The organism is Serratia sp. CY47444 (genome assembly GCF_052168635.1).
Taxonomy (GTDB): Bacteria; Pseudomonadota; Gammaproteobacteria; order Enterobacterales; family Enterobacteriaceae; genus Serratia; species Serratia bockelmannii.
The window spans coordinates 136,014-154,364 of sequence record NZ_JBJNMH010000008.1 but is presented as its reverse complement, the minus strand read 5'-3'; the positions used below and the strand labels follow the sequence as shown (position 1 = coordinate 154,364).

At 62.4% G+C, this 18,351-nt stretch carries 18 protein-coding genes; 5 read left to right on the top strand and 13 right to left on the bottom strand.

Annotated elements, in window-relative coordinates; genetic code table 11:
* Positions 1-181: 181 nt before the first annotated feature.
* The 5 genes from ACJ8IL_RS13140 to ACJ8IL_RS13120 all read right to left on the bottom strand — a co-directional run bounded on the left by ACJ8IL_RS13140 (position 182) and on the right by ACJ8IL_RS13120 (position 4,813).
* Positions 182-844: a DedA family protein gene (locus ACJ8IL_RS13140; RefSeq protein WP_004936130.1), complete on the bottom strand. Its 663-nt coding sequence runs from the start codon at positions 842-844 to the stop codon at positions 182-184.
* A gap of 78 nt (positions 845-922) precedes the next feature.
* Positions 923-1,744, bottom strand: coding sequence for a tRNA pseudouridine(38-40) synthase TruA (truA, locus tag ACJ8IL_RS13135; RefSeq protein WP_025303692.1), 822 nt, complete (start codon positions 1,742-1,744; stop codon positions 923-925).
* Entirely contained in the window at positions 1,744-2,754 is a 1,011-nt protein-coding gene (locus ACJ8IL_RS13130) for an aspartate-semialdehyde dehydrogenase (protein ID WP_025303693.1), read from the bottom strand. The genes truA and ACJ8IL_RS13130 overlap by 1 nt, the downstream gene beginning before the upstream one ends.
* A 110-nt stretch (positions 2,755-2,864) precedes the next feature.
* Positions 2,865-3,986 (bottom strand): 4-phosphoerythronate dehydrogenase PdxB, encoded by a 1,122-nt coding sequence (pdxB, locus tag ACJ8IL_RS13125; RefSeq protein ID WP_043140127.1) that lies wholly within the window; start codon positions 3,984-3,986, stop codon positions 2,865-2,867.
* A 53-nt stretch (positions 3,987-4,039) separates the two neighbouring features.
* A complete protein-coding gene (locus ACJ8IL_RS13120; protein WP_025303695.1) occupies positions 4,040-4,813 on the bottom strand; it encodes an AraC family transcriptional regulator in 774 nt (257 codons plus the stop codon).
* A 117-nt stretch (positions 4,814-4,930) separates the two neighbouring features.
* On the opposite strand from ACJ8IL_RS13120, the gene ACJ8IL_RS13115 reads away from it, so the two are divergent.
* Positions 4,931-5,851, top strand: coding sequence for a DMT family transporter (locus ACJ8IL_RS13115; RefSeq protein WP_342095417.1), 921 nt, complete (start codon positions 4,931-4,933; stop codon positions 5,849-5,851).
* On the opposite strand, the gene ACJ8IL_RS13110 is transcribed toward ACJ8IL_RS13115, so the two are convergent.
* The 3 genes from ACJ8IL_RS13110 to ACJ8IL_RS13100 all read right to left on the bottom strand — a co-directional run bounded on the left by ACJ8IL_RS13110 (position 5,848) and on the right by ACJ8IL_RS13100 (position 8,424).
* Positions 5,848-7,266 carry a sensor histidine kinase N-terminal domain-containing protein gene (locus ACJ8IL_RS13110; RefSeq protein WP_442516588.1) on the bottom strand — a complete coding sequence of 473 codons (1,419 nt, stop codon included), beginning with the start codon at positions 7,264-7,266 and terminating at the stop codon, positions 5,848-5,850. The two genes, ACJ8IL_RS13115 and ACJ8IL_RS13110, sit on opposite strands and share 4 nt — an antisense overlap.
* Positions 7,253-7,927, bottom strand: coding sequence for a transcriptional regulator TctD (tctD, locus tag ACJ8IL_RS13105; protein WP_025303698.1), 675 nt, complete (start codon positions 7,925-7,927; stop codon positions 7,253-7,255). Before tctD ends, ACJ8IL_RS13110 begins: the two co-directional genes overlap by 14 nt.
* 167 nt (positions 7,928-8,094) lie before the next feature.
* Entirely contained in the window at positions 8,095-8,424 is a 330-nt protein-coding gene (locus ACJ8IL_RS13100) for a hypothetical protein (RefSeq protein WP_442516587.1), read from the bottom strand.
* Between the two features lie 275 nt (positions 8,425-8,699).
* Here ACJ8IL_RS13100 and ACJ8IL_RS13095 point away from each other — a divergent pair, with 275 nt between their 5' ends.
* Genes ACJ8IL_RS13095 through ACJ8IL_RS13085 form a run of 3 tightly spaced genes read left to right on the top strand, consistent with a single transcriptional unit; the run spans position 8,700 to position 11,656 of the window.
* Positions 8,700-9,680 (top strand): Bug family tripartite tricarboxylate transporter substrate binding protein, encoded by a 981-nt coding sequence (locus tag ACJ8IL_RS13095; protein ID WP_049203699.1) that lies wholly within the window; start codon positions 8,700-8,702, stop codon positions 9,678-9,680.
* Positions 9,681-9,695: 15 nt separating this feature from the next.
* Positions 9,696-10,127, top strand: coding sequence for a tripartite tricarboxylate transporter TctB family protein (locus ACJ8IL_RS13090; protein WP_025303701.1), 432 nt, complete (start codon positions 9,696-9,698; stop codon positions 10,125-10,127).
* An 11-nt stretch (positions 10,128-10,138) separates the two neighbouring features.
* Positions 10,139-11,656 (top strand): tripartite tricarboxylate transporter permease, encoded by a 1,518-nt coding sequence (locus ACJ8IL_RS13085; protein ID WP_253329919.1) that lies wholly within the window; start codon positions 10,139-10,141, stop codon positions 11,654-11,656.
* A 34-nt stretch (positions 11,657-11,690) separates the two neighbouring features.
* On the opposite strand, the gene ACJ8IL_RS13080 is transcribed toward ACJ8IL_RS13085, so the two are convergent.
* Both ACJ8IL_RS13080 and ACJ8IL_RS13075 read right to left on the bottom strand, forming a co-directional pair.
* Complete coding sequence (locus tag ACJ8IL_RS13080) at positions 11,691-12,320, bottom strand: CatB-related O-acetyltransferase (RefSeq protein WP_342095415.1); 630 nt, start codon at positions 12,318-12,320, stop codon at positions 11,691-11,693.
* Between the two features lie 156 nt (positions 12,321-12,476).
* Positions 12,477-13,472 carry a DMT family transporter gene (locus ACJ8IL_RS13075; RefSeq protein ID WP_442516586.1) on the bottom strand — a complete coding sequence of 332 codons (996 nt, stop codon included), beginning with the start codon at positions 13,470-13,472 and terminating at the stop codon, positions 12,477-12,479.
* Positions 13,473-13,644: 172 nt separating this feature from the next.
* Here ACJ8IL_RS13075 and pdxR point away from each other — a divergent pair, with 172 nt between their 5' ends.
* Entirely contained in the window at positions 13,645-15,111 is a 1,467-nt protein-coding gene (gene pdxR, locus ACJ8IL_RS13070) for a MocR-like pyridoxine biosynthesis transcription factor PdxR (RefSeq protein ID WP_442516585.1), read from the top strand.
* On the opposite strand, the gene ACJ8IL_RS13065 is transcribed toward pdxR, so the two are convergent.
* Genes ACJ8IL_RS13065 through ACJ8IL_RS13055 form a run of 3 tightly spaced genes read right to left on the bottom strand, consistent with a single transcriptional unit; the run spans position 15,108 to position 18,350 of the window.
* Positions 15,108-15,608 (bottom strand): protein disulfide oxidoreductase, encoded by a 501-nt coding sequence (locus ACJ8IL_RS13065; protein ID WP_442516584.1) that lies wholly within the window; start codon positions 15,606-15,608, stop codon positions 15,108-15,110. The genes pdxR and ACJ8IL_RS13065 overlap by 4 nt on opposite strands.
* Positions 15,601-16,317, bottom strand: coding sequence for a DsbA family protein (locus tag ACJ8IL_RS13060; RefSeq protein ID WP_043140149.1), 717 nt, complete (start codon positions 16,315-16,317; stop codon positions 15,601-15,603). Before ACJ8IL_RS13060 ends, ACJ8IL_RS13065 begins: the two co-directional genes overlap by 8 nt.
* On the bottom strand, positions 16,314-18,350 hold the full coding sequence (locus tag ACJ8IL_RS13055) for a protein-disulfide reductase DsbD family protein (RefSeq protein ID WP_147824067.1): 2,037 nt from the start codon (positions 18,348-18,350) through the stop codon (positions 16,314-16,316). Before ACJ8IL_RS13055 ends, ACJ8IL_RS13060 begins: the two co-directional genes overlap by 4 nt.
* Position 18,351 lies beyond the last annotated feature (1 nt).

Below are 18,351 nucleotides of genomic sequence, written 5' to 3'. Positions count from 1 at the left end.
TAACAATCCCCCTGAAAACACCCCAATGAAAAAATGCCCGTTCGCGGCGCGGCAAGCGCGGCGACTGAGGCATCGGCTTCAGGGTTGTTCGCAGGAACAGACCATAATGTCGCTCATTAAACCATATCGGCCCGGCGCTGTGGACAAAAAACTGGTCGAACCGACAGGTTAAGCGATGTTTTTACTGTTTTTGCTGGCGGGCGGCCGCGCGCTTGTGACGCCAAATTTCAATCACGCCCGGCAGAATCGAAACGATGATGATCCCGACGATCAACAGTTTCAGGTTCTCCTGCACCACCGGCAGATCGCCGAACAGGTAGCCAGCATAAGTGAAGAGCAGCACCCAAACCAGTGCACCAATCACGTTGTAGGCGGCGAAGTGGCGATAGGACATATGCCCCATGCCGGCGACGAACGGCGCAAAAGTACGCACGATCGGCACGAATCGCGCCAGAATAATCGTTTTCCCACCGTGCTTCTCATAGAACTGATGCGTCTTGTCCAGGTAGCTACGGCGGAAAATTTTCGAGTTCGGGTTGCTGAACAGCTTCTCGCCGAACAACCGCCCGATAGTGTAGTTCACCGCATCGCCAATGATCGCCGCTACGGCCATCAACGCCACCATGGTGTGCACGTTGAGATCGTTGGTCGGCAACGCCGCCAGCGCGCCGGCGACAAACAGCAAAGAATCCCCCGGCAGGAACGGCGTCACCACCAGGCCGGTTTCGCAAAACAAGATCAGGAACAGAATAGCGTAGACCCACATGCCGTATTGTGCGACCAGCTCGGCCAGGTGCACATCAATATGCAAAATGAAATCAATAATAAACTTGATGATGTCCATAAATTCTCTCATTGATACCGGGTGTTTCAATCACCCGGCAGAAGCACAAGGGAGCGACGCTTTCAGGCGTGCCGGCGTTTAATCGTCGGGCAAAAACAGCGGCCCCATCGGTGGCCGCGGTAGACCAAAATGATCGGGATAGTCCACGGCAACCAGATACAGCCCCTCGGCTCGCGCCGTCGCCGCCGCCAGATTGCGATCCTTCAGCGCCAGCAACTCGGCCATCCAGTTCTCATCCTGATTGCCGCAGCCGATCTCCATCAGGCTGCCGACGATATTGCGAACCATGTGATGCACAAAGGCATTCGCCTTGATATCTACCACAATATATTCGCCGTAGCGCGTAACCTTAACGTGTTTTACGCAGCGCCACGGGGTGCGCGACTGACACTGCACCGCGCGGAACGAGGTGAAGTCATTCTCGCCCAGCAGCGCCTGCGCCGCCCGGTGCATGCGATCGGCATCCAGCGGGTGATAAAAGTGCGTCACCCCCTGTTGCAACACCGCCGGCCGGTAGCGATGGTTGAAAATAATATAGCGGTAACGGCGCGCGGTAGCGCTGAAACGCGCGTGAAAATCGTCGGCGACGGGGCTCACCCAGCGCACCGCGATGTCCGGCGGCAAATGGGTGTTCACGCCCATCGTCCAGGCGGCGTCCTTGCGACGCGCGGTGGTTTCGAAATGCACCACCTGCCCGGTGGCGTGCACCCCGGCGTCGGTGCGCCCGGCGCACAGCACGTTGATCGGCGCATCCGCCACCTTGCTCAACGCCTGCTCAAGGCGCTCCTGCACGCTGGCCACTTCTTGCTGCCGCTGCCAGCCGTAGTACCGGCTGCCGTCATATTCGATGCCCAGCGCTACCTTCAGCGTCGGCTGAGCGGGCGAGACCACCTCTGACATCAGTACATCTGCTCCTGCACCAGACGCTCGGCGGTTTCGATCGCCATTAACGCGCCGCCGAAGCGCACGTTGTCCGCCACCGTCCAGAACTGCAGCAGCTCGGGAATGCCGTAATCGTTACGCAGGCAACCGATGCTGAGCGCATCGCTGCCGGAGGCTTCGGTCACCTGAGTCGGGTAATCGTCCTCTTCGCTCAGCTGAATGTCCTCGACTTCTTCGAGCTCGCTGCGCGCCTCTTCGGCGGACAGCGGGCGCAGCGCTTCCAGGTGCACCACCTGCGCATGGCCGTAAAACACCGGCGACTGAACGCAGCTCACCGAAATCGGCAACCCTTCGTCCTGCAGCACCTTGCGCACCTGATCGACGATCAGACGCTCTTCGCGCACGCTGCCCTGCTCGTCGGCAACGAGCGGCAGCAGGTTAAACGCCAGCTGTTTAGCGAAGACGCCTTCCTCGGCAGGAATGCCGTTCAGCAGGCGCGCGCTCTGGCCGGCCAGATCGTCCACCGCGGCCTTGCCGCGCGAGGATACCGACATCAGCGTGGTAACGTGCAGACGCGAGAGCCCCGCCTGTTCGGTCAGCGGTTTGATCGCCGTCAGCAGCTGGCTGACCATGCTGTCGGCCACCGCGACGATATTGCGGTTGCGGTAATCCGCCAGCACCTGCGGGTTAACGCCAGGGACTACCAGCGGCACATCCGGCTCCATGGCGAACAGACCGCTGGTGTCGATCACCAGGCAGCCCATGTTGCCGGCCTCTTCGGCATAGCGAGCGGAAGCGTCGCTGCCGGCGACGAAGAAGGCCAGTTGGGCCTGCGACCAGTCGAACTCTTCGGCGTTCTGCACCAGAAGAGACTTGCCGTTGAAGCGCACATTGGCGCCCGCGCTGCGTTCGCTTGCCAGAGGATAGAGCTCACCCACCGGGAACTGGCGTTCCTGCAACAATTCCAGCAACGCTTCACCTACCGCGCCAGTGGCGCCGAGCAGCGCGATATTCCAGCCGTCAGACATCGGGTTTTCTCCAGAGTATTTCATTCATAAAAGCAGACGGGCAGTGCAATCACCGCCCGATAATCTTTACCGCTCACTGTAGCGGCGTTGGCTTAAGACAACCTTACGCGCTACGCCAGGCTAAAGCCCAGCTTGCCGAGCAGCTCGGCGCTGGCGCTGTCATCGCATTGCACGGCCAGCGAAGACCACTCGCGGCGCTCCTGATAGTGCTTACGCAGGCGATCGAATTCGCCCGGTTGCCCAGCGACTTTGCGCAGCGGCGCATCATCGCGGCGCACATCATACACCAAGTGCATCAATCGTTTTAACCGCGCTTCATCCAGCGGCCCATTGAGGCGGATCTGGCTGAACTCCGGCACCGGCAACAGCGAGGCCAGCGCCACCTGTTGCGGCTGCCCCAGATGGCGGCTGAACGCCTCGAACACCTGGGTGGTGCCGCGCGCCTTGCCTTCCAGCGTATACCCAGCGATGTGCGCGGTGCCAATATCCACCCGCGCCAGCAGCGGTAAGGCGAGATCCGGCTCCGGTTCCCACACGTCCAGCACCGTGCTCAGCTTTTTGCCCTTTTCCAGCGCCTGCAGCAAGGCGGCGTTATCCACCACCGGCCCGCGGCAGGCGTTGATCAGAATGCGGTTGTCCGGCAGGGCCGCCAACAGCTCGGCGTCCGCCAGATGCAGCGAATGGTATGGGCCGGATTTATTCAACGGCGTATGGAAGGTCAGCACGTCGGCCTCGGCCACCAGCTTCTCCAACGGCCAGAATTCCCCGGCGTCGCCGCGATCGGCACGCGGCGGATCGCACAGCAGCGTGCGCACGCCCAGCGCTTTGAGGCGAGCGTCCAGACGGGAACCAACGTTGCCCACGCCGACGATGCCGACGGTTTTATCCCGCAGGTGGAAGCCGTCGCGTTCGGCCAGCAGCATCAAGGCAGAGAACACATACTCGACCACCGCGATAGCGTTGCAGCCCGGCGCGGCGGAAAAGCCGATGCCCTGACGTTGCAGCCAGGCTTCATCGACGTGATCGGTGCCGGCGGTGGCGGTGCCGACAAAGTCGATATGGCTGCCGGCCAACAAGGCTTCATTGACCTTGGTGACCGAACGCACCATCAGCGCATCGGCATCCGCCAGCGCCTCGAGCGGGATCGGGCGGCCCGGTACCGCCTGCACCTCGCCCAGGCGGCTGAACAGCTCGGCCGCGTACGGCATATTTTCATCAACCAGAATTTTCACTGCGTTCTCCGACGGTTTACGGCTATTTGTCTGCGAAATAGTGTGCCACTGAATCAGGCACGGCGAAAGCGCTCAGGGGTAGTGCCGGCGATCTGCTGGAACATGACGATAAAGGCCGACGCGGAGCTGTAGCCGACGTCTAACGCCACGTCCTGCACGGTCTTGCCCTGCTCGAGCAGGGAGACGGCATGCAGGAACCGCAGGCGCTGGCGCCATTCGCTGAACGACATGCCCAGATCCTGTTGGCAGCGTCGCGACAGCGTGCGCTCGGTGGTGTAGACCCGAGCCGCCCACGCCGCCAGCGAGGTGTTGTCCGCCGGACAATGCTCCAACGCTTCCAGCACCGGTGCCAAGAACTTGTCGTCCGACGACGGCAGATAGGTTTGCTGGCGCGGCGACAGGCGCAGCTGATCGATCAGCACCTGGCAGAGACGCAAATCCGCCTCCGCCTGCGGAATGTACTGCTTGCGCGCATAGAAATCCTCGGCGATGGCGCGGAATATCGGCGTTACGCTCACCAGACAGGGGTCGGCCGGCATGCCGGTGCACAGCGCCGGCGTGATGTCCACCATGCGGCACTGCGCCAGCCGCTGGTTATAGCAGGAGTGTTCGATGCCAGCCGGCGCCCACAGCACGAACTCCGGCGGCGCCAGAAAGCGCTGCCCGCCGATGCGCAGCACCATCACCCCGGCTTTAACCCACATCAACTGACCCCAGGTGTGGCTGTGCGGCTGGAATTCGGTGCGCGCGTTGAACTCCTCGCAGCGGAACTGCACCGGGTTGGGCGCCGGGATCAACGACTCGGGGAAATGGCGGATTTCTGGCATGGTTTCGTCCCGTGATTTGTCTTGTTTACGCCGATTTTTGTCTGGATATCGCTATATATGATAAACCGGACACGCGTAGACTAGCCAGCATGTTGGACGTTATTGAGAATAATTATCATGAATATGCTCTTCCCGCTGTTGGCCGTGCTGATTTGGTCGATTAATGCCGTCGTCAGCAAACTCTCCGCCACCGCCATCGATCCGGCGGCCATCTCGCTCTACCGCTGGCTGCTGGCGCTGATTGCCCTCACGCCGTTCGTGCTGCCGGGCGTGCTGCGCAACTGGGCGCAGGTGCGCGCCAACTGGTGGAAGCTGATGATCCTCGGCCTGCTGGGCATGGTGCTGTACCAAAGCCTGGCCTATTACGCCGCGCACAGCGTCAGCGCGCTGTTTATGGGCATCATCGTGTCGCTGATCCCGCTGCTGACCATCCTGATCAGCATCGTTCTACTGCGCATTGCGCCAACCGTCGGCGTGCTGCTCGGCAGCATACTCTCCTTCTGCGGCCTGATCTGGCTGGTCAGCGACGGTCAGCCCGGCGTGCTGTTGCAGCACGGTATCGGCAAAGGGGAATTGATGATGCTGCTCGCCACCGCCTCGTACGCGCTGTATGGCGTGTTGACCAAACGCTGGGCCATCGCGCTGCCGAACTGGCAATCGTTGTACGTGCAGATCCTGTTCGGCGTGCTGTTGTTACTGCCTAATTTCCTGATGGCGGAGGATGTCGGCTTGAACGGCCATAACCTGCCGCTGGTGCTGTTCGCCGGCATTCCGGCTTCGATCATCGCCCCGTTCCTGTGGATCCAGGGCGTGATGCGCCTGGGCGCCAACACCGCCTCGATCTTCATGAACCTGGCACCGGTGTTTACCGCCGCTATCGCCGTGCTGTTCCTGCATGAGCAGTTGCACGGTTACCACCTGATCGGCGGCGGCATTACCCTGCTGGGCGTTATCCTGTCGCAGCGGCTGCGCACGCCGCTGACGCGTAAAGCCAAAGCCCCGGCGGCCAACGCAGAGTCCTGCAAAGAACAGGCTTAAGGCAGCAGCCTGAAACGCACCCGCACCAACAGGCCGCCCAGCGCGGCAGAGCTCAACAGCTCCGGGCGGGTGCCGTGATACGCGGTGATGTCTTTCACCAACGCCAGTCCCAATCCGGCGCCCGGCTGATCGCCCACGTTGTCCAGCCGGTGAAACGGCTGCAGCGCCAGCGCCTTGTCCTGCAAGGCGATGCCGGGGCCGCTGTCTTCTATCTCCAGCACGCCTTCCCCTGCCGCCTTATCCTGCGTGAGGCGAGCGGTCACCATGCCCTGACGCGGTGTATATTTCAGCGCGTTGTCCAGCAGGTTGGCGCACAGCTCGGCCAACAGCAGCGGCTCCCCCGCCACTTGACACGCCGCCTCGCCTTCGAACCCGAGATCGATCTGTTTACTGCGCGCCTGCGGCAAGCGGGAAAAGCAGGCGTCGCGCAGCACCTGCGCCAGGTTGACCGGTTGCAACTTACGATCGGCCTGGTGCTCGCTGGCCTTCAGGCGTGAAAGATGCAGCAGGCGGTCGGTCAGCGACACGGTATTATCCAGCGTCGCGCTCATCGCCTGCAGGCTTTCGCGCCACTGCTGCGGCCGGTCACTGGCCAGCGCTACCCCTACCTGAGTCTTCAACACCGCCAGCGGCGTGCGCAGTTGGTGCGAAGCGTCGGCGCTGAAGCGCTCCTGACGTGCCACCATCAGCCGCAGCCGTTCGATGTAACGATTAAACGCCACCAGCAGCGGCTGCATCTCCGACCATGGCAATACCCGCGGCAAGGGCGTCAGCTCGCCCGGATCGCGCCGCAGCATGATACCGGAGAGCTTACGCATCGGCTTCAACACCCGCTTGAGCAATGCGAACGCCAGGATCAGGGTTAACGCCACCACCGTGCCCTGGCTCAGCAGCGCCGCGATCATCATCTGCCGCGCCAGGTAACGGCGCGACTCCGGGGTTTCCGCCACCAGAATGGTCGCCATGCCGCTCACGCCCGACTCGTTGACCGGTTGAAACAGCGCCGCCACGCGGATCGGCCTGCCGAGGTATTCCGCATCGTAAAAATGCACCAGCGCCGGGTAGAGCGTGGAACGCGGGATATGGGGCGGCAAAGGCGGCAAATCGTCATAGCCCGAGATGCTTTTCCCCTGCGGCGAGATCACCTCGTAATACAGCTGATCGTTCATGTTGCGCTCGAAGCTGTCGAGCACCACATAGGGCACATCAACCGCCAGCTTGCCTTCGCGCACCACCAGTCGCTCCGCTACGGTGCGCGCCGACGCCAGCAGCGTGCGATCGTAAGCCAGGGTGGCGGCGCTCATGGCGCTGAAATAGTGGGTGTAGATAGAGATGCCGCCCAACGCCAGCAGCGGCAGGCCAAAAAACAATAGCAGTTGATAGAACAGCGAACGCGGCGCGTTAAACCACCGCATCGCACAGCTCCAGGCTGTAACCCAGGCCACGCAGCGTGACGATCGCCACGTCGCTGCCCTGCAGCTTTTTCCGCAGGCGGTGTACGTAAAGCTCGATGCTCTCCGGATTGGCCTCGTCGGACAACGTAAATACCTGCTCGAACAGCTGTTGCTTGGCCACCGGGCGGCCGCGCCGGTGCATCAACGCGGTCAACACCGCCAGCTCACGCGGCGTCAGCGCCAGCGGTTTGCTCTCCAGCAGAAAATAGCCTTCGTCGTGATAGGTCAACGCGCCGTACTGCAACGCCGGCTGCGGGGCGCCGACGCTGCGGCGCAGCAGCGCCCGAATACGCGCTTCCAGCTCGTCCAGTTCGAACGGCTTGGTGAGGTAATCGTCCGCCCCCAGATTCAGGCCTTTTACCCGGTCGGCCACGTCGGTGCGCGCCGTCAGCAGCAGCACCGGCAGATCCTGCCCGCGCTTGCGCAGGCGCGCCAGCAAATCCAGACCGTTCATACGCGGCAGCGCCACATCCAGCACCGCGAGCGCATAGCGTTCGTTGAGCAGCAGGTGATCCGCTGCCACACCGTCCGGGGCGACGTCGACGGCAAAGCCGGCGCCGGTCAGCGCCTTTTGCAACCAGTGAGACAGCTCGGGGTGATCTTCAACCAATAACAGTCGCATGTTCCCATTCCATTGATTTATCTGATCAACCTGGCGCCAATATCGCGCTTGTTAACAGGTCGATAACAGAGAATGGCATGGAAAATAAGGGGATAAAAGAGCGCCGCGCCGCCAGTTTTGGGAGCTGGCACACAATTATGCGTATAGAGCGCGATCGCAGGACGATGTCAGATCAGCGGAATGGGGCTATCGGCCACGGCAATGTCCAGTACCGGGCGCAGCTTGTCGGCGGTAAACGGCGAAGAAACCAGCACGGAGCGGTTGTTGGCGGCAAATACCAGATCGATGCCGGTCACGCAGGCGGTCATCTGGCAGGCATACTTTTCACCGTCGGCGTTGACGAAATGCAGTTCAAACACGCCAACGTCGGTACGCAGTCGCTTCAAACGGCACTGCCCGGTTTCACCGACCATCTCCGCATAGACCTCAGGCAACCGTTTAATCGCGCATACTTTGGCGCTGTCCCTACCACCAAATAATTTCCCTAACGAAAACATATCACTGCGTCTCTATTCATTTCACTGATCATGATTTTATCGCGAAAGCAGAACGGCAAACCTGATATTACGCAGGATTTTGGCCGGTTTTGCGCCCTGTTCCTGCCCGCATTTCTATGGTAGCGCACCCGTGATTCACTGGCGACAAGAGACCCTAATCACAGACTGGAAACTTTTCCGGCCACTGAAAGGTAAATGAAAGGTTGTTGTTTTAACAATCCTGCAACCGCGCTCTGCGGGATTCACAACCAGAACAATACCGAGGGCAAGCCACAATGAAAAAAATAATGACCCGTACCTTTACCGCCGCCGCACTGTTGCTGGCAGCCTCTCAGGCCTTTGCCGTGGAAGCGCCCAAACGCACCGAATGTATTGCGCCGGCCAAGCCCGGCGGCGGTTTCGATCTGACCTGCAAGCTGATTCAGGTGTCGTTGCAGGACACCAAGGCGATCGATAAACCGATGCGCGTCACCTATATGCCCGGCGGCGTCGGCGCGGTGGCCTACAACGCCATCGTCGCGCAGCGACCGGCGGAGTTCGGCACCGTGGTGGCCTTCTCCGGCGGCTCGCTGCTCAATCTGGCCCAGGGCAAGTTCGGCCGCTACAACGTGGACGACGTGAAATGGCTGGCGGCGGTCGGAACCGACTACGGCATGATCGCGGTGCGCGCCGACTCGCCTTACAAGACCCTGAAAGACCTGATGGACGCCTTCCAAAAAGATCCCAACAGCGTGGTGTTCGGCGCCGGCGCCTCCATCGGCAGCCAGGACTGGATGAAAACTGCGCTGCTGGCGCGCGAAGTCGGCGTGGATCCGCGCAAGATGCGCTACGTGGCGTTCGAAGGCGGCGGCGAGCCGGTCACCGCGCTGTTGGGCAATCATATTCAGGCGGTTTCCGGTGATCTGAGCGAGATGGTGCCTTACCTGCAGGGCGACAAAATCCGCGTGCTGGCGGTGTATGCCGAGCAACGTTTGCCTGGCCAGTTGGCCGACATTCCAACTGCCAAAGAACAGGGGTACAGCCTGGTGTGGCCGATCATTCGCGGCTTCTACGTCGGGCCGAAAGTCAGCGATGAAGAGTATCAGTGGTGGATCGACACCTTCCAGAAAATGATGGCGACCGAGGAATTCAAGCAGCAACGCGATCTGCGCGGCCTGTTCGAATTCAACATGACCGGCAAAGAGCTGGACGCCTACGTGAAGAATCAGGTTGCCCAATACCGTGAGCAGGCGAAAGTGTTCGGCCTGGCCAAATAACCGCAGGGGAAAACCATGAGCGATCGTATTTTTGCCGGCTTTTGGCTGCTGCTGTGTATCGGCGGGCTGTTCATCGGCTGGGGCATTCAAAGCGAATACAGCTATGAACCGCTGGGGCCGCGCCCTTTCCCGCTGGCGATCCTCAGCCTGATGGCGCTGTGCGCGGCCCTGTTGCTGCTGCGCCGCCCACAGGCGGTGGACTGGCCGCACCACAAGGTGCTGCAGCGGCTGCTGGTGCTGGTGATCACCCTGGTGCTGTATGCCTGGGGCTTTGAATGGCTGGGCTTTCCGCTGGCGACCGCGCTGCTGACGTTCAGCATCGGCCTGTTGTTTCAGGCCAGCCTGCCGGCGGCGGCCCTCTCCGGCGTCGTCATGGGCGCAGCGCTGTACTACGCCTTTGACCAACTTCTCGATGTCACACTGCCGCTCGGCATCTGGCTGAGCTAACGGGAGCGATGATGGATACCTGGATGTATTTGACCCAAGGGTTCGAAGTGGCGCTGGTGCCGCAGAACCTGATTATCGCCCTGATCGGCTGCTTCGTCGGCACCATCGTCGGCCTGCTGCCGGGCCTCGGGCCGATCAACGGCGTGGCGATCCTGCTGCCGCTGGCATTTGCCCTCAAGCTGCCGGCCGAATCGGCGCTAATCCTGCTGGCGACGGTGTATATCGGCTGCGAGTATGGCGGGCGCATCTCATCGATTCTGCTCAACGTGCCGGGCGACGCGGCGGCGATCATGACCGCGCTGGACGGCTACCCGATGGCACAGCAGGGGCGCGCCGGCGTGGCACTGTCCATCTCGGCGGTCAGTTCGTTCGTCGGATCGATGATCGCCATCGGCGGCATCATCCTATTCGCGCCGCTGCTGGCCCGCTGGTCGCTGGCCTTCGGCCCGGCTGAGTATTTCGCCCTGATGGTGTTCGCCATCGCCTGCCTCGGCAGCATGATGAGCCAAAACCCGCTGAAATCCCTGCTGGCGGCGCTGATCGGCCTGGGGCTGGCGACGGTGGGCGTCGACGCCAACACCGGCGTTTACCGCTTTACCTTTGACAGCGTGCACCTCTCCGACGGCGTGCAGTTTATCGTGGTGGTGATCGGCCTGTTCTCGGTCAGCGAGATCCTGCTGATGCTGGAAAGCACCAGCACCGGGCAAAAGCTGGTGCGTAAAACCGGCCGGTTGCTGTTCAACCGCAAAGAGGCGGCGCAGTGCGCAGGCCCTACCCTGCGCTCGTCGGTGATCGGCTTCTTCGTCGGCATTCTGCCAGGCGCCGGCGCCACTATCGCCAGTGCGCTGACCTACATGACCGAGAAGAAAATCAGCGGCAACAGCGACACCTTCGGCAAGGGCGACATCCGCGGCGTAGCGGCGCCGGAAGCGGCCAACAATGCCTCGGCCTGCGGCTCGTTCATTCCGATGTTGACGCTGGGGGTGCCGGGTTCCGGCACCACGGCGGTGATGATGGGCGCGCTGACGCTGTACAACATCACCCCTGGCCCGGCGATGTTCACCGAACAGCCGGATATCGTCTGGGGGCTGATCGCCGCGCTGCTGATCGCCAACGTCATTTTGCTGATCATGAACCTGCCGCTGGTCGGCCTGTTCACCCGCATGCTGACCATCCCGCTGTGGTTCCTGGTGCCGGCGATCGCCGCGGTATCGGCGGTGGGGGTTTATGCGGTGCACAGCACCACCTTCGACCTGCTGCTGATGGTCGGGTTGGGCGTGTTCGGCTACATCCTGCGCAAAATGCACTTCCCGATGTCGCCGCTGATTCTGGGCTTTGTGCTGGGTGAGATGCTGGAGCAGAATCTGCGTCGTGCGCTGTCGATCAGCAACGGCGAATTCGGCATCCTGTGGAGCAGCAGCATCGCGCAAACGCTGCTGGTGCTGGCGGTCGCGGTACTGGCGCTGCCGCCGCTGCTGCGCCTGATGCGTAAACGCCGCCAACCGGCGGCCGAGGCCAAGGCCGAGTAATGCGAAACGGGCGGGGCTCCCCCGCCCGTTATGGTTAACGGCGCAAGGCCGCAATTCCCCTTTCCAACGCATCGATATCGTCATCGGCGAGCAGAGGTTGAATCACCGCAAAGTCCGCCTCGGACAAGTCATAGAGGCGCAACGCAAGCAACCGCGCGATGATTTCCGGCACGAATCGCCAACGGATAAACCTCGCCGGGTTACCGCCGACGATGGCATAAGGCTCAACATCGCCGGCCACCACGCTGCCAGCGGCGACGATCGCCCCTTCGCCTATCGATACCCCTGGCATCAACATCGCCCGCATGCCAATCCAGCAACCGTCCCCCAGCCGGGTGTCGCCTTTGGGGCGGTACGCCCGTTTGATGGTTTCCATAAAGGGGTACAGGCTCAACCAGTCGATACGGTGGGTGTGATTGCCCCCCATCAGGATCACCGCTTCGGCCGCGATGCACACATAATCGCCGATCAGCAAGCGATCTATGTCACCCAGCGGCTGCCATTGCCGGCTGACCGCGTCGCCGTGCAGATAGCGCACTACCGAGCGTTCGAAGCCGTTATCCCAACAGTCGCTGTAGTAGCTGTGGGTGCCTTTGACGATGATATTCGGGTTGGTCACCGTCTGATGCAGCAGCTCGGTTTTGGACCAATGTTTTTCGGACATGGCGTATTCTCTTGTTACGGGAATAAAAGCCACGGAACGGAATGTCTGTGGCCGTGTTGTCGTTCACTCAACACGGCCATTCAAGCGATAAGCGCTCGTTTCAATCTCGGGTTATTCATCATTACCGCCTCTCTTGCGAGGCGTAATGGTAGCCGATCACGCCTCGGCGGTCTTGCTTTTCAACAGCAGCACTCCGCCCATCACCAGCGCGCTGCCCAGCAGCTGCAGCTGATTCATGTTTTCCCCCAGCAGGAAATAGGCGATCGCCGCGGTGAAAACCAGCTCCAACGACAGGATCAGGTTGGCTACGGCCAGCGGCAGCGTTTTCAGGCTGATGTTATACAACCCGAAGCCCAACAGCGTCGGCCCGGCGGCCAGCGCCAGCAGCAACAGCCAGCCGCTCCACTGAATGCCCTGCGCGCCGTGCGACAGGAACCACAGAGAGCCGGCCATGCCGTGGAACGCCGCCAGCGGGAACGCCGTCAGCGCCGCGTTGAACACCAGCTGATACAGTGCCGAAAAACCGAAAACGTACAAAATGGTGTTCCACACCGGATAGCCCCGTTCGCTGGCCACCCGCCCGCCGAGGGTATACAGGGTATAACCGATACCCGACAGCATCCCGACCAGCAGCCCCAGCAGATCGAAGTGGCTGTTCCCCATGCTGTCGCCGTTGCTGACCAGGAAGCAACCGCCCAGGCTGATGGCGATCACCAGCAATTGGCGCAGCGTCAGGCGTTCGCTGTACATCACCCAGCCGAGGAACACGGTAAAGCCCACCGAGCAGTAGGTCAGAATGGTCGCCACCGACGCGCCGTTCAGCGCCACCGACAGCGTCCACAGGCTGTTGAACAGCGCCAGCAGCAGCCCGTAAAGCGCGTAGAACACCACCTGTTCACGGCGCAGGCGCGCCCACTGCGGTTTCACCAGCAACAGCAGCGGCAACAGCACCAGCGCCACCAGCGCCGCGCGCCAGAACGCCAGCACGAAGGTCGGCAGGTGATAGTACTCGGTCAGCGCGCGGATGATGATGGCGGTAAAGGCCAGCAGCATGGCGCTGATAATGGCGATGACGTAACCCTGGTGGCTGCCCTGAAAGAGGCGCGCGCCGGGCAGCGCCGGCCGGGCGGAAACGCCTGACGGTAATGACATGAGATCCTCGGAGAAATGGCCACGTAAATGCTCAGGCGGACAGTGTAACGCGGCCATTTTTTCTCACTATAGCCACTTTGCGGCGTTGTCATGCAGGCCACTTTTCTACGCTTGAAGCCCTGTTGACATGGGGTATAGTGAAAATCACTCTCCATAACCGGGCCAATTTCGCATGCATATCCCGTTAGATCGCGAGCAGGACGTTCCGCTCTATTTACAGATCGAAGAAGCGCTGCGGCGCGCCATCCTCACCGGCGTATTCGTGGATGGCGACAAACTGCCCTCGACGCGCACGCTGGCGGCCGAACTGGCGGTCAGCCGTTTAACCGTGGACAACGCCTACGCCGAACTGGCGGCCAAGGGCTTTTTGCACCAGCGGCGCGGCAGCGGCGCCTATGTTGCGCACCCGCAGGCGCAAACGCGCCCGGCCCGGCCGAGCAGCGATGCCCCATTCCCGCTGGAGAGCTTCACCACCCTCACCTCGCGGCTGGACGGCTACGCCGACGCCCCGCTGCCGGAGGGGCTGATCAACTTCGCCGCCGGCGTCGGCAGCCCTAAGGTGTTTCCGCTGGAGGCGTTTCGCAAAGTGCTGCTGTCGGTGCTCAGCCGACATGCGGAAGAGGCCTTCAGCTACGGGGAGTACTGCGGCTACTACCCGCTGCGCGATACGCTGAGCCGCATTCTCAGCGCGCAGGGCATCCCCACGCAGGCGGAACAGGTGCTGATCACCAACGGCTCGCAGCACGCCATCAGTCTGGTGGTGCAAAGCCTGCTGGCGCCGGGCGATACGGTGATCGTCGAAGAGCCGACCTACGCCGAAGCGCTGGGCCTGCTGCGCCAGCACCGCATCAATATCGTCACCGTACCGGGCGACCGCCACGGCATGCGGGTGGATTTGCTGCCGGAATTGTTAGAACGCCACCGCCCCAAACTGATCTACACCATCCCCAATTTCCACAACCCGACCGGCCGCTGCCTGAGCGAGGCGCGGCGGCGACGCCTGCTGGCGATCGCCCAACAGGCCGGCGTGGTGATCCTGGAAGATGACTTCGTCGGCGACCTGCGTTATCAGGGCAAACAGCTGCCGTCGCTGCGCGCGCTGGCGCAGCCGGGCGCGGTGATCTACGTCAGCACCTTCTCCAAGATGCTGCTGCCCAGCATGCGCATCGGCTATCTGGTGGCGGACAGCGAACACTATCAGCGTTTCGCCAGGCTGAAACACGTCGACAGCTTCACCAGTTCCAGCCTGATCCAGCGGGCGCTGGACGCGTTCGTCACCGTCGGCCGTTACGACAAGCAGCTGCGGCGCGCCGGGCGCGTCTACCGCCGCCATCTGGAGGTGATGATTGATGCCTTGCAACGGCGGCTGCCGCCGGGGTGCCGCTTCGAAACGCCGCAGGGAGGCTTATTTATCTGGCTGACGCTGCCGGCGACGGTGACCACCACCGAACTGATGCCGGTCGCCTGGCGGCACGGCGTGACCTTCGCACGCGGCGAATGCTTTTATGCGCAGGAACAGCTGGGCGCGCACGGCCTGCGGCTGAACTTCGCCGCCAACTCGCCGCCGCAGATTGAAGAAGGCATCGCCCGGCTGTGCCGGGCGATTGAGGAGGTGATAACGGAGAAAAGTGCCGGTTAGACGGCGGCCCACCACAGCCGCAGCTTTATCCCCCAGTAGCTGGTCCAGCCGGTGGTGCTCTGCACCACCTTGCCCTGCGAGACCACCACGAAGGTCGGCGTCACGCCAATCTGCCACTGCGCCGAGAGCGTACCAGCCGGATCGTTGACCACCGGCAGCGCCAGCCGTTTGCGCGCCAGCCAGTGTTTCACCTGGGTATCGTCGCCCGAGCGCAGCGCGACGGTCAGCACGTTGCCGCCCGCCGCCTGCAAACGGGCGACGTCCGGCGTGGTGAAGCGGCAGACGCCGCACCAGCTGGCCCAAAAATAAACCAGCAGCGGCCGCTCATGGCTGAGCTGCGCCAACGACACCTGCTCGCCGTCCAGCGTGGTCAGGGTCTGAGCATCGAAGGCCGGCGGCACCTGCGGCGCGTTCAGCCAATCCATCACCGTCACCACCGCCAGCGCGATCAGCGCCAGCAACAACAACTCGCGCCCCCAGCGCTTGAGCTTAGCCATGGTTGGCCTTCGCCAGCTGCTGTTTCACCATCGCTTCCAGCTCTTCATACGACACCGCCCCCGGCAGCATCCGATCGCCGATCAGCGTCGCCGGCGTCCCTTGTACGCCCAATTGTTCCGCCAATTCCATATTGGTGCGCAGCGTGGTCATGCTTTGTTCGCTCGGAGCCACCGCCTTGACGCCGGTTTTCTCCTGCGCGGCGGCGATGCTGGCCTTGTCGTGGAAGCCCTTTTTCGCCATCAGCCGCTGGTGCAAAGCCCAGAATTGATCCGGATGCTGCTGCCAGGTGGTGAGCGCCACGCGCGCCGAGCTGACCGAGCTTTCGCCCTTGAACGGCAATAGCTTCACCACCAGCGCCACATCCGGGTATTGCTTGACGATTTTCTCCAGCATCGGATCAAACCGCTTGCAGTACGGGCAGTTATAGTCGGTAAAGGTCACCAGCGTCAGTTTGGCGTTGGCGGCGCCCAGGCGCGGGCTGGCCGGATCCTGATACAGCGTTTTGGCATTCTGCTTGATAGCCTGGCTGATTTGCTGGCCTGCGGTCTGCTGCTGCCAGGCGTCCACCGCCTGCGCCAGAATGTCCGGGTTGGACACCAGCGTTTCGCGGATCATCTCTTTAATGCGCGCCTCTTGCGCCGGGGTGAAAGGCTCGGCGGCCCACGCCGGGGCGGCGATGATCATCAGTAAAATCAGTAGCTTTTTCATTGTTCAGTTCCTTTGGCATGGGAGAGCGTTTGCAGCACGGCGTCACGGGTCAACAGCGGGGATAACACCTCGCCGTCCGGGCTGCCGGGGCCATAGATTTGGTTGAAAGGCACGGCGACGCTGCCGCGCTTTTGCAGGAAGGCGCTGATGTCGGCCGACGGGCGGCTCCAGTCGCCGCGCAGCGCGACCACATCGTCGGCGCTCAGCGCGCGCTGTACGTCATCGCGCAGCAGCACATTGAATTTGTTGGCTTTACAGGTCACGCACCAGTCGGCGGTCACGTCGACGAACACCCGCTTATGCTGGGCCAGCGCCTCGGCAATCGCCTGTTCGCTCAGCGGTTGCCACTGCACCCGATCCTGCAACGGTTGGCGCCACAGGCCGGCGGTCAGCGAGCCGGCCAACAAGGCCACGCCTGCCAGCACCAACGTGCCCGCCGCCAGCTTGGCCGCTAACCGTGCTCCCTGCTGACGCCATACTGCCAGCAGCAACGCCAGCAGCGCCAGCGCCCCCAGCCACAGCGTGGCCTGCACGCCGATATGATTGCTCAGCAGGCTCAGCAGCCACAGCGACGACGCCAGCATCAACAACCCCATCGCCAGCTTGACGGTATTCATCCAGCGGCCGGGGCGCGGCAAGCGCAGCGCCAGCGAAGGCCAGGCGGCGATCAGCAGCCACGGCAGGCTCATGCCGATGCCGAGTGCGATGAACATGCCCCACAGCACCGGCAGCGACGCCGCCAGCGCGAAGGCCACCGCCGTGCCGAGAAACGGCGCCGAGCACGGCGTCGCCAGTAGCGTAGCGAACGCGCCCTGCCAGAAATGGCCGCTCAGACCGTGCCCGTTATGGGTGGCCAGTGAGGTATTCAGATCGGATGAGAGGCGCAGATGGAACAGGCCAAACAGGTTGGCGCTGAACAGCAGCGTCACCAGCACCATAAAGCCGATAAACCACGGATTCTGGAACTGAATGCCCCAGCCAAGCGCGTGGTTGCCGAGTCTCAGCAGCGTCATCAGCAAGGCCAACGCCATAAACGAGGCGACGATACCCAGCGACGACGCCAGGAACTGCAAACGAACGCTGCGCCGATCGCGATGCTCCACCTGCAGGATAGAACCGAGCTTGATGCCCAGCACTGGCAGCACGCACGGCATCAGGTTGAGGATTAACCCACCCGCCAGCGCCATCAATACCGCTTGCCATAACGGGAACGCCGCACCGGCAGGCGCGGCCAGCGGATCGCCAATCGGCAGCGTAATCTGCTGCGCCATGCCGCCGTCGTCAATCACCAACGTCAGCGTTTTGCCGCGCAGATCCGGCGCCGCATCGCCCCAACCGTCGCTGACCGGCACTCGCGCCAACAGCTGAGCACCGTCGGTCTCGACCTGCGGCTTGCCGAGATCGGCATCCGCTAGCGTATCGAAGAACAGCGCGGGTTGCTGCCAACCGGCGGCACGTTCGGCGGAAATCTGCAGCTCGCCGCTGCGGTAACCGGCCTTGACGCTTTCCGCCAACCCAGCGGCGATCGGCACCTGCCCCATCGCCTGCGCGAAATCGTGGTTAAACAGCGGATCGTTCGGCGTAGTCAGATCCAGGCTGAACGGGTAGTCGGTCAGAATGCAGACATTGCTGCAAGTGGACAGCGTCAGGGTGCCCGCCAGCGGGCCGGACACCTGGCCTGGCATCACGATCGGCAGCGTGACCCGATCGTGATAGCCCTGGGTGGAAATGCCGGCCACCTCGAAACGCTGCGGCGTCGGCCAGTGCCAGGTTGCGGGCGGCGGGTTGCCCTGCCAGACGATAGCCGGCGCGATGCCGCCTTCGCCTGGAGAGCGCCAGTAGGTTTTCCAGCCTTTTTGCAGCTCGACCGACAGCAGCAGACGGGTCTCTCCCGGCTGTGACGTGTCGGCGCGCAGCCGCACCTTGGCATGATCGTTGGCCGGATTTTGCAGCCAGCCGCTGTCCGCCGCCTGCAAGGCGGGCAGCCACAGCATAAACAGGCAAGCGCAGGCCAGCCTGATAATTTTCAACATG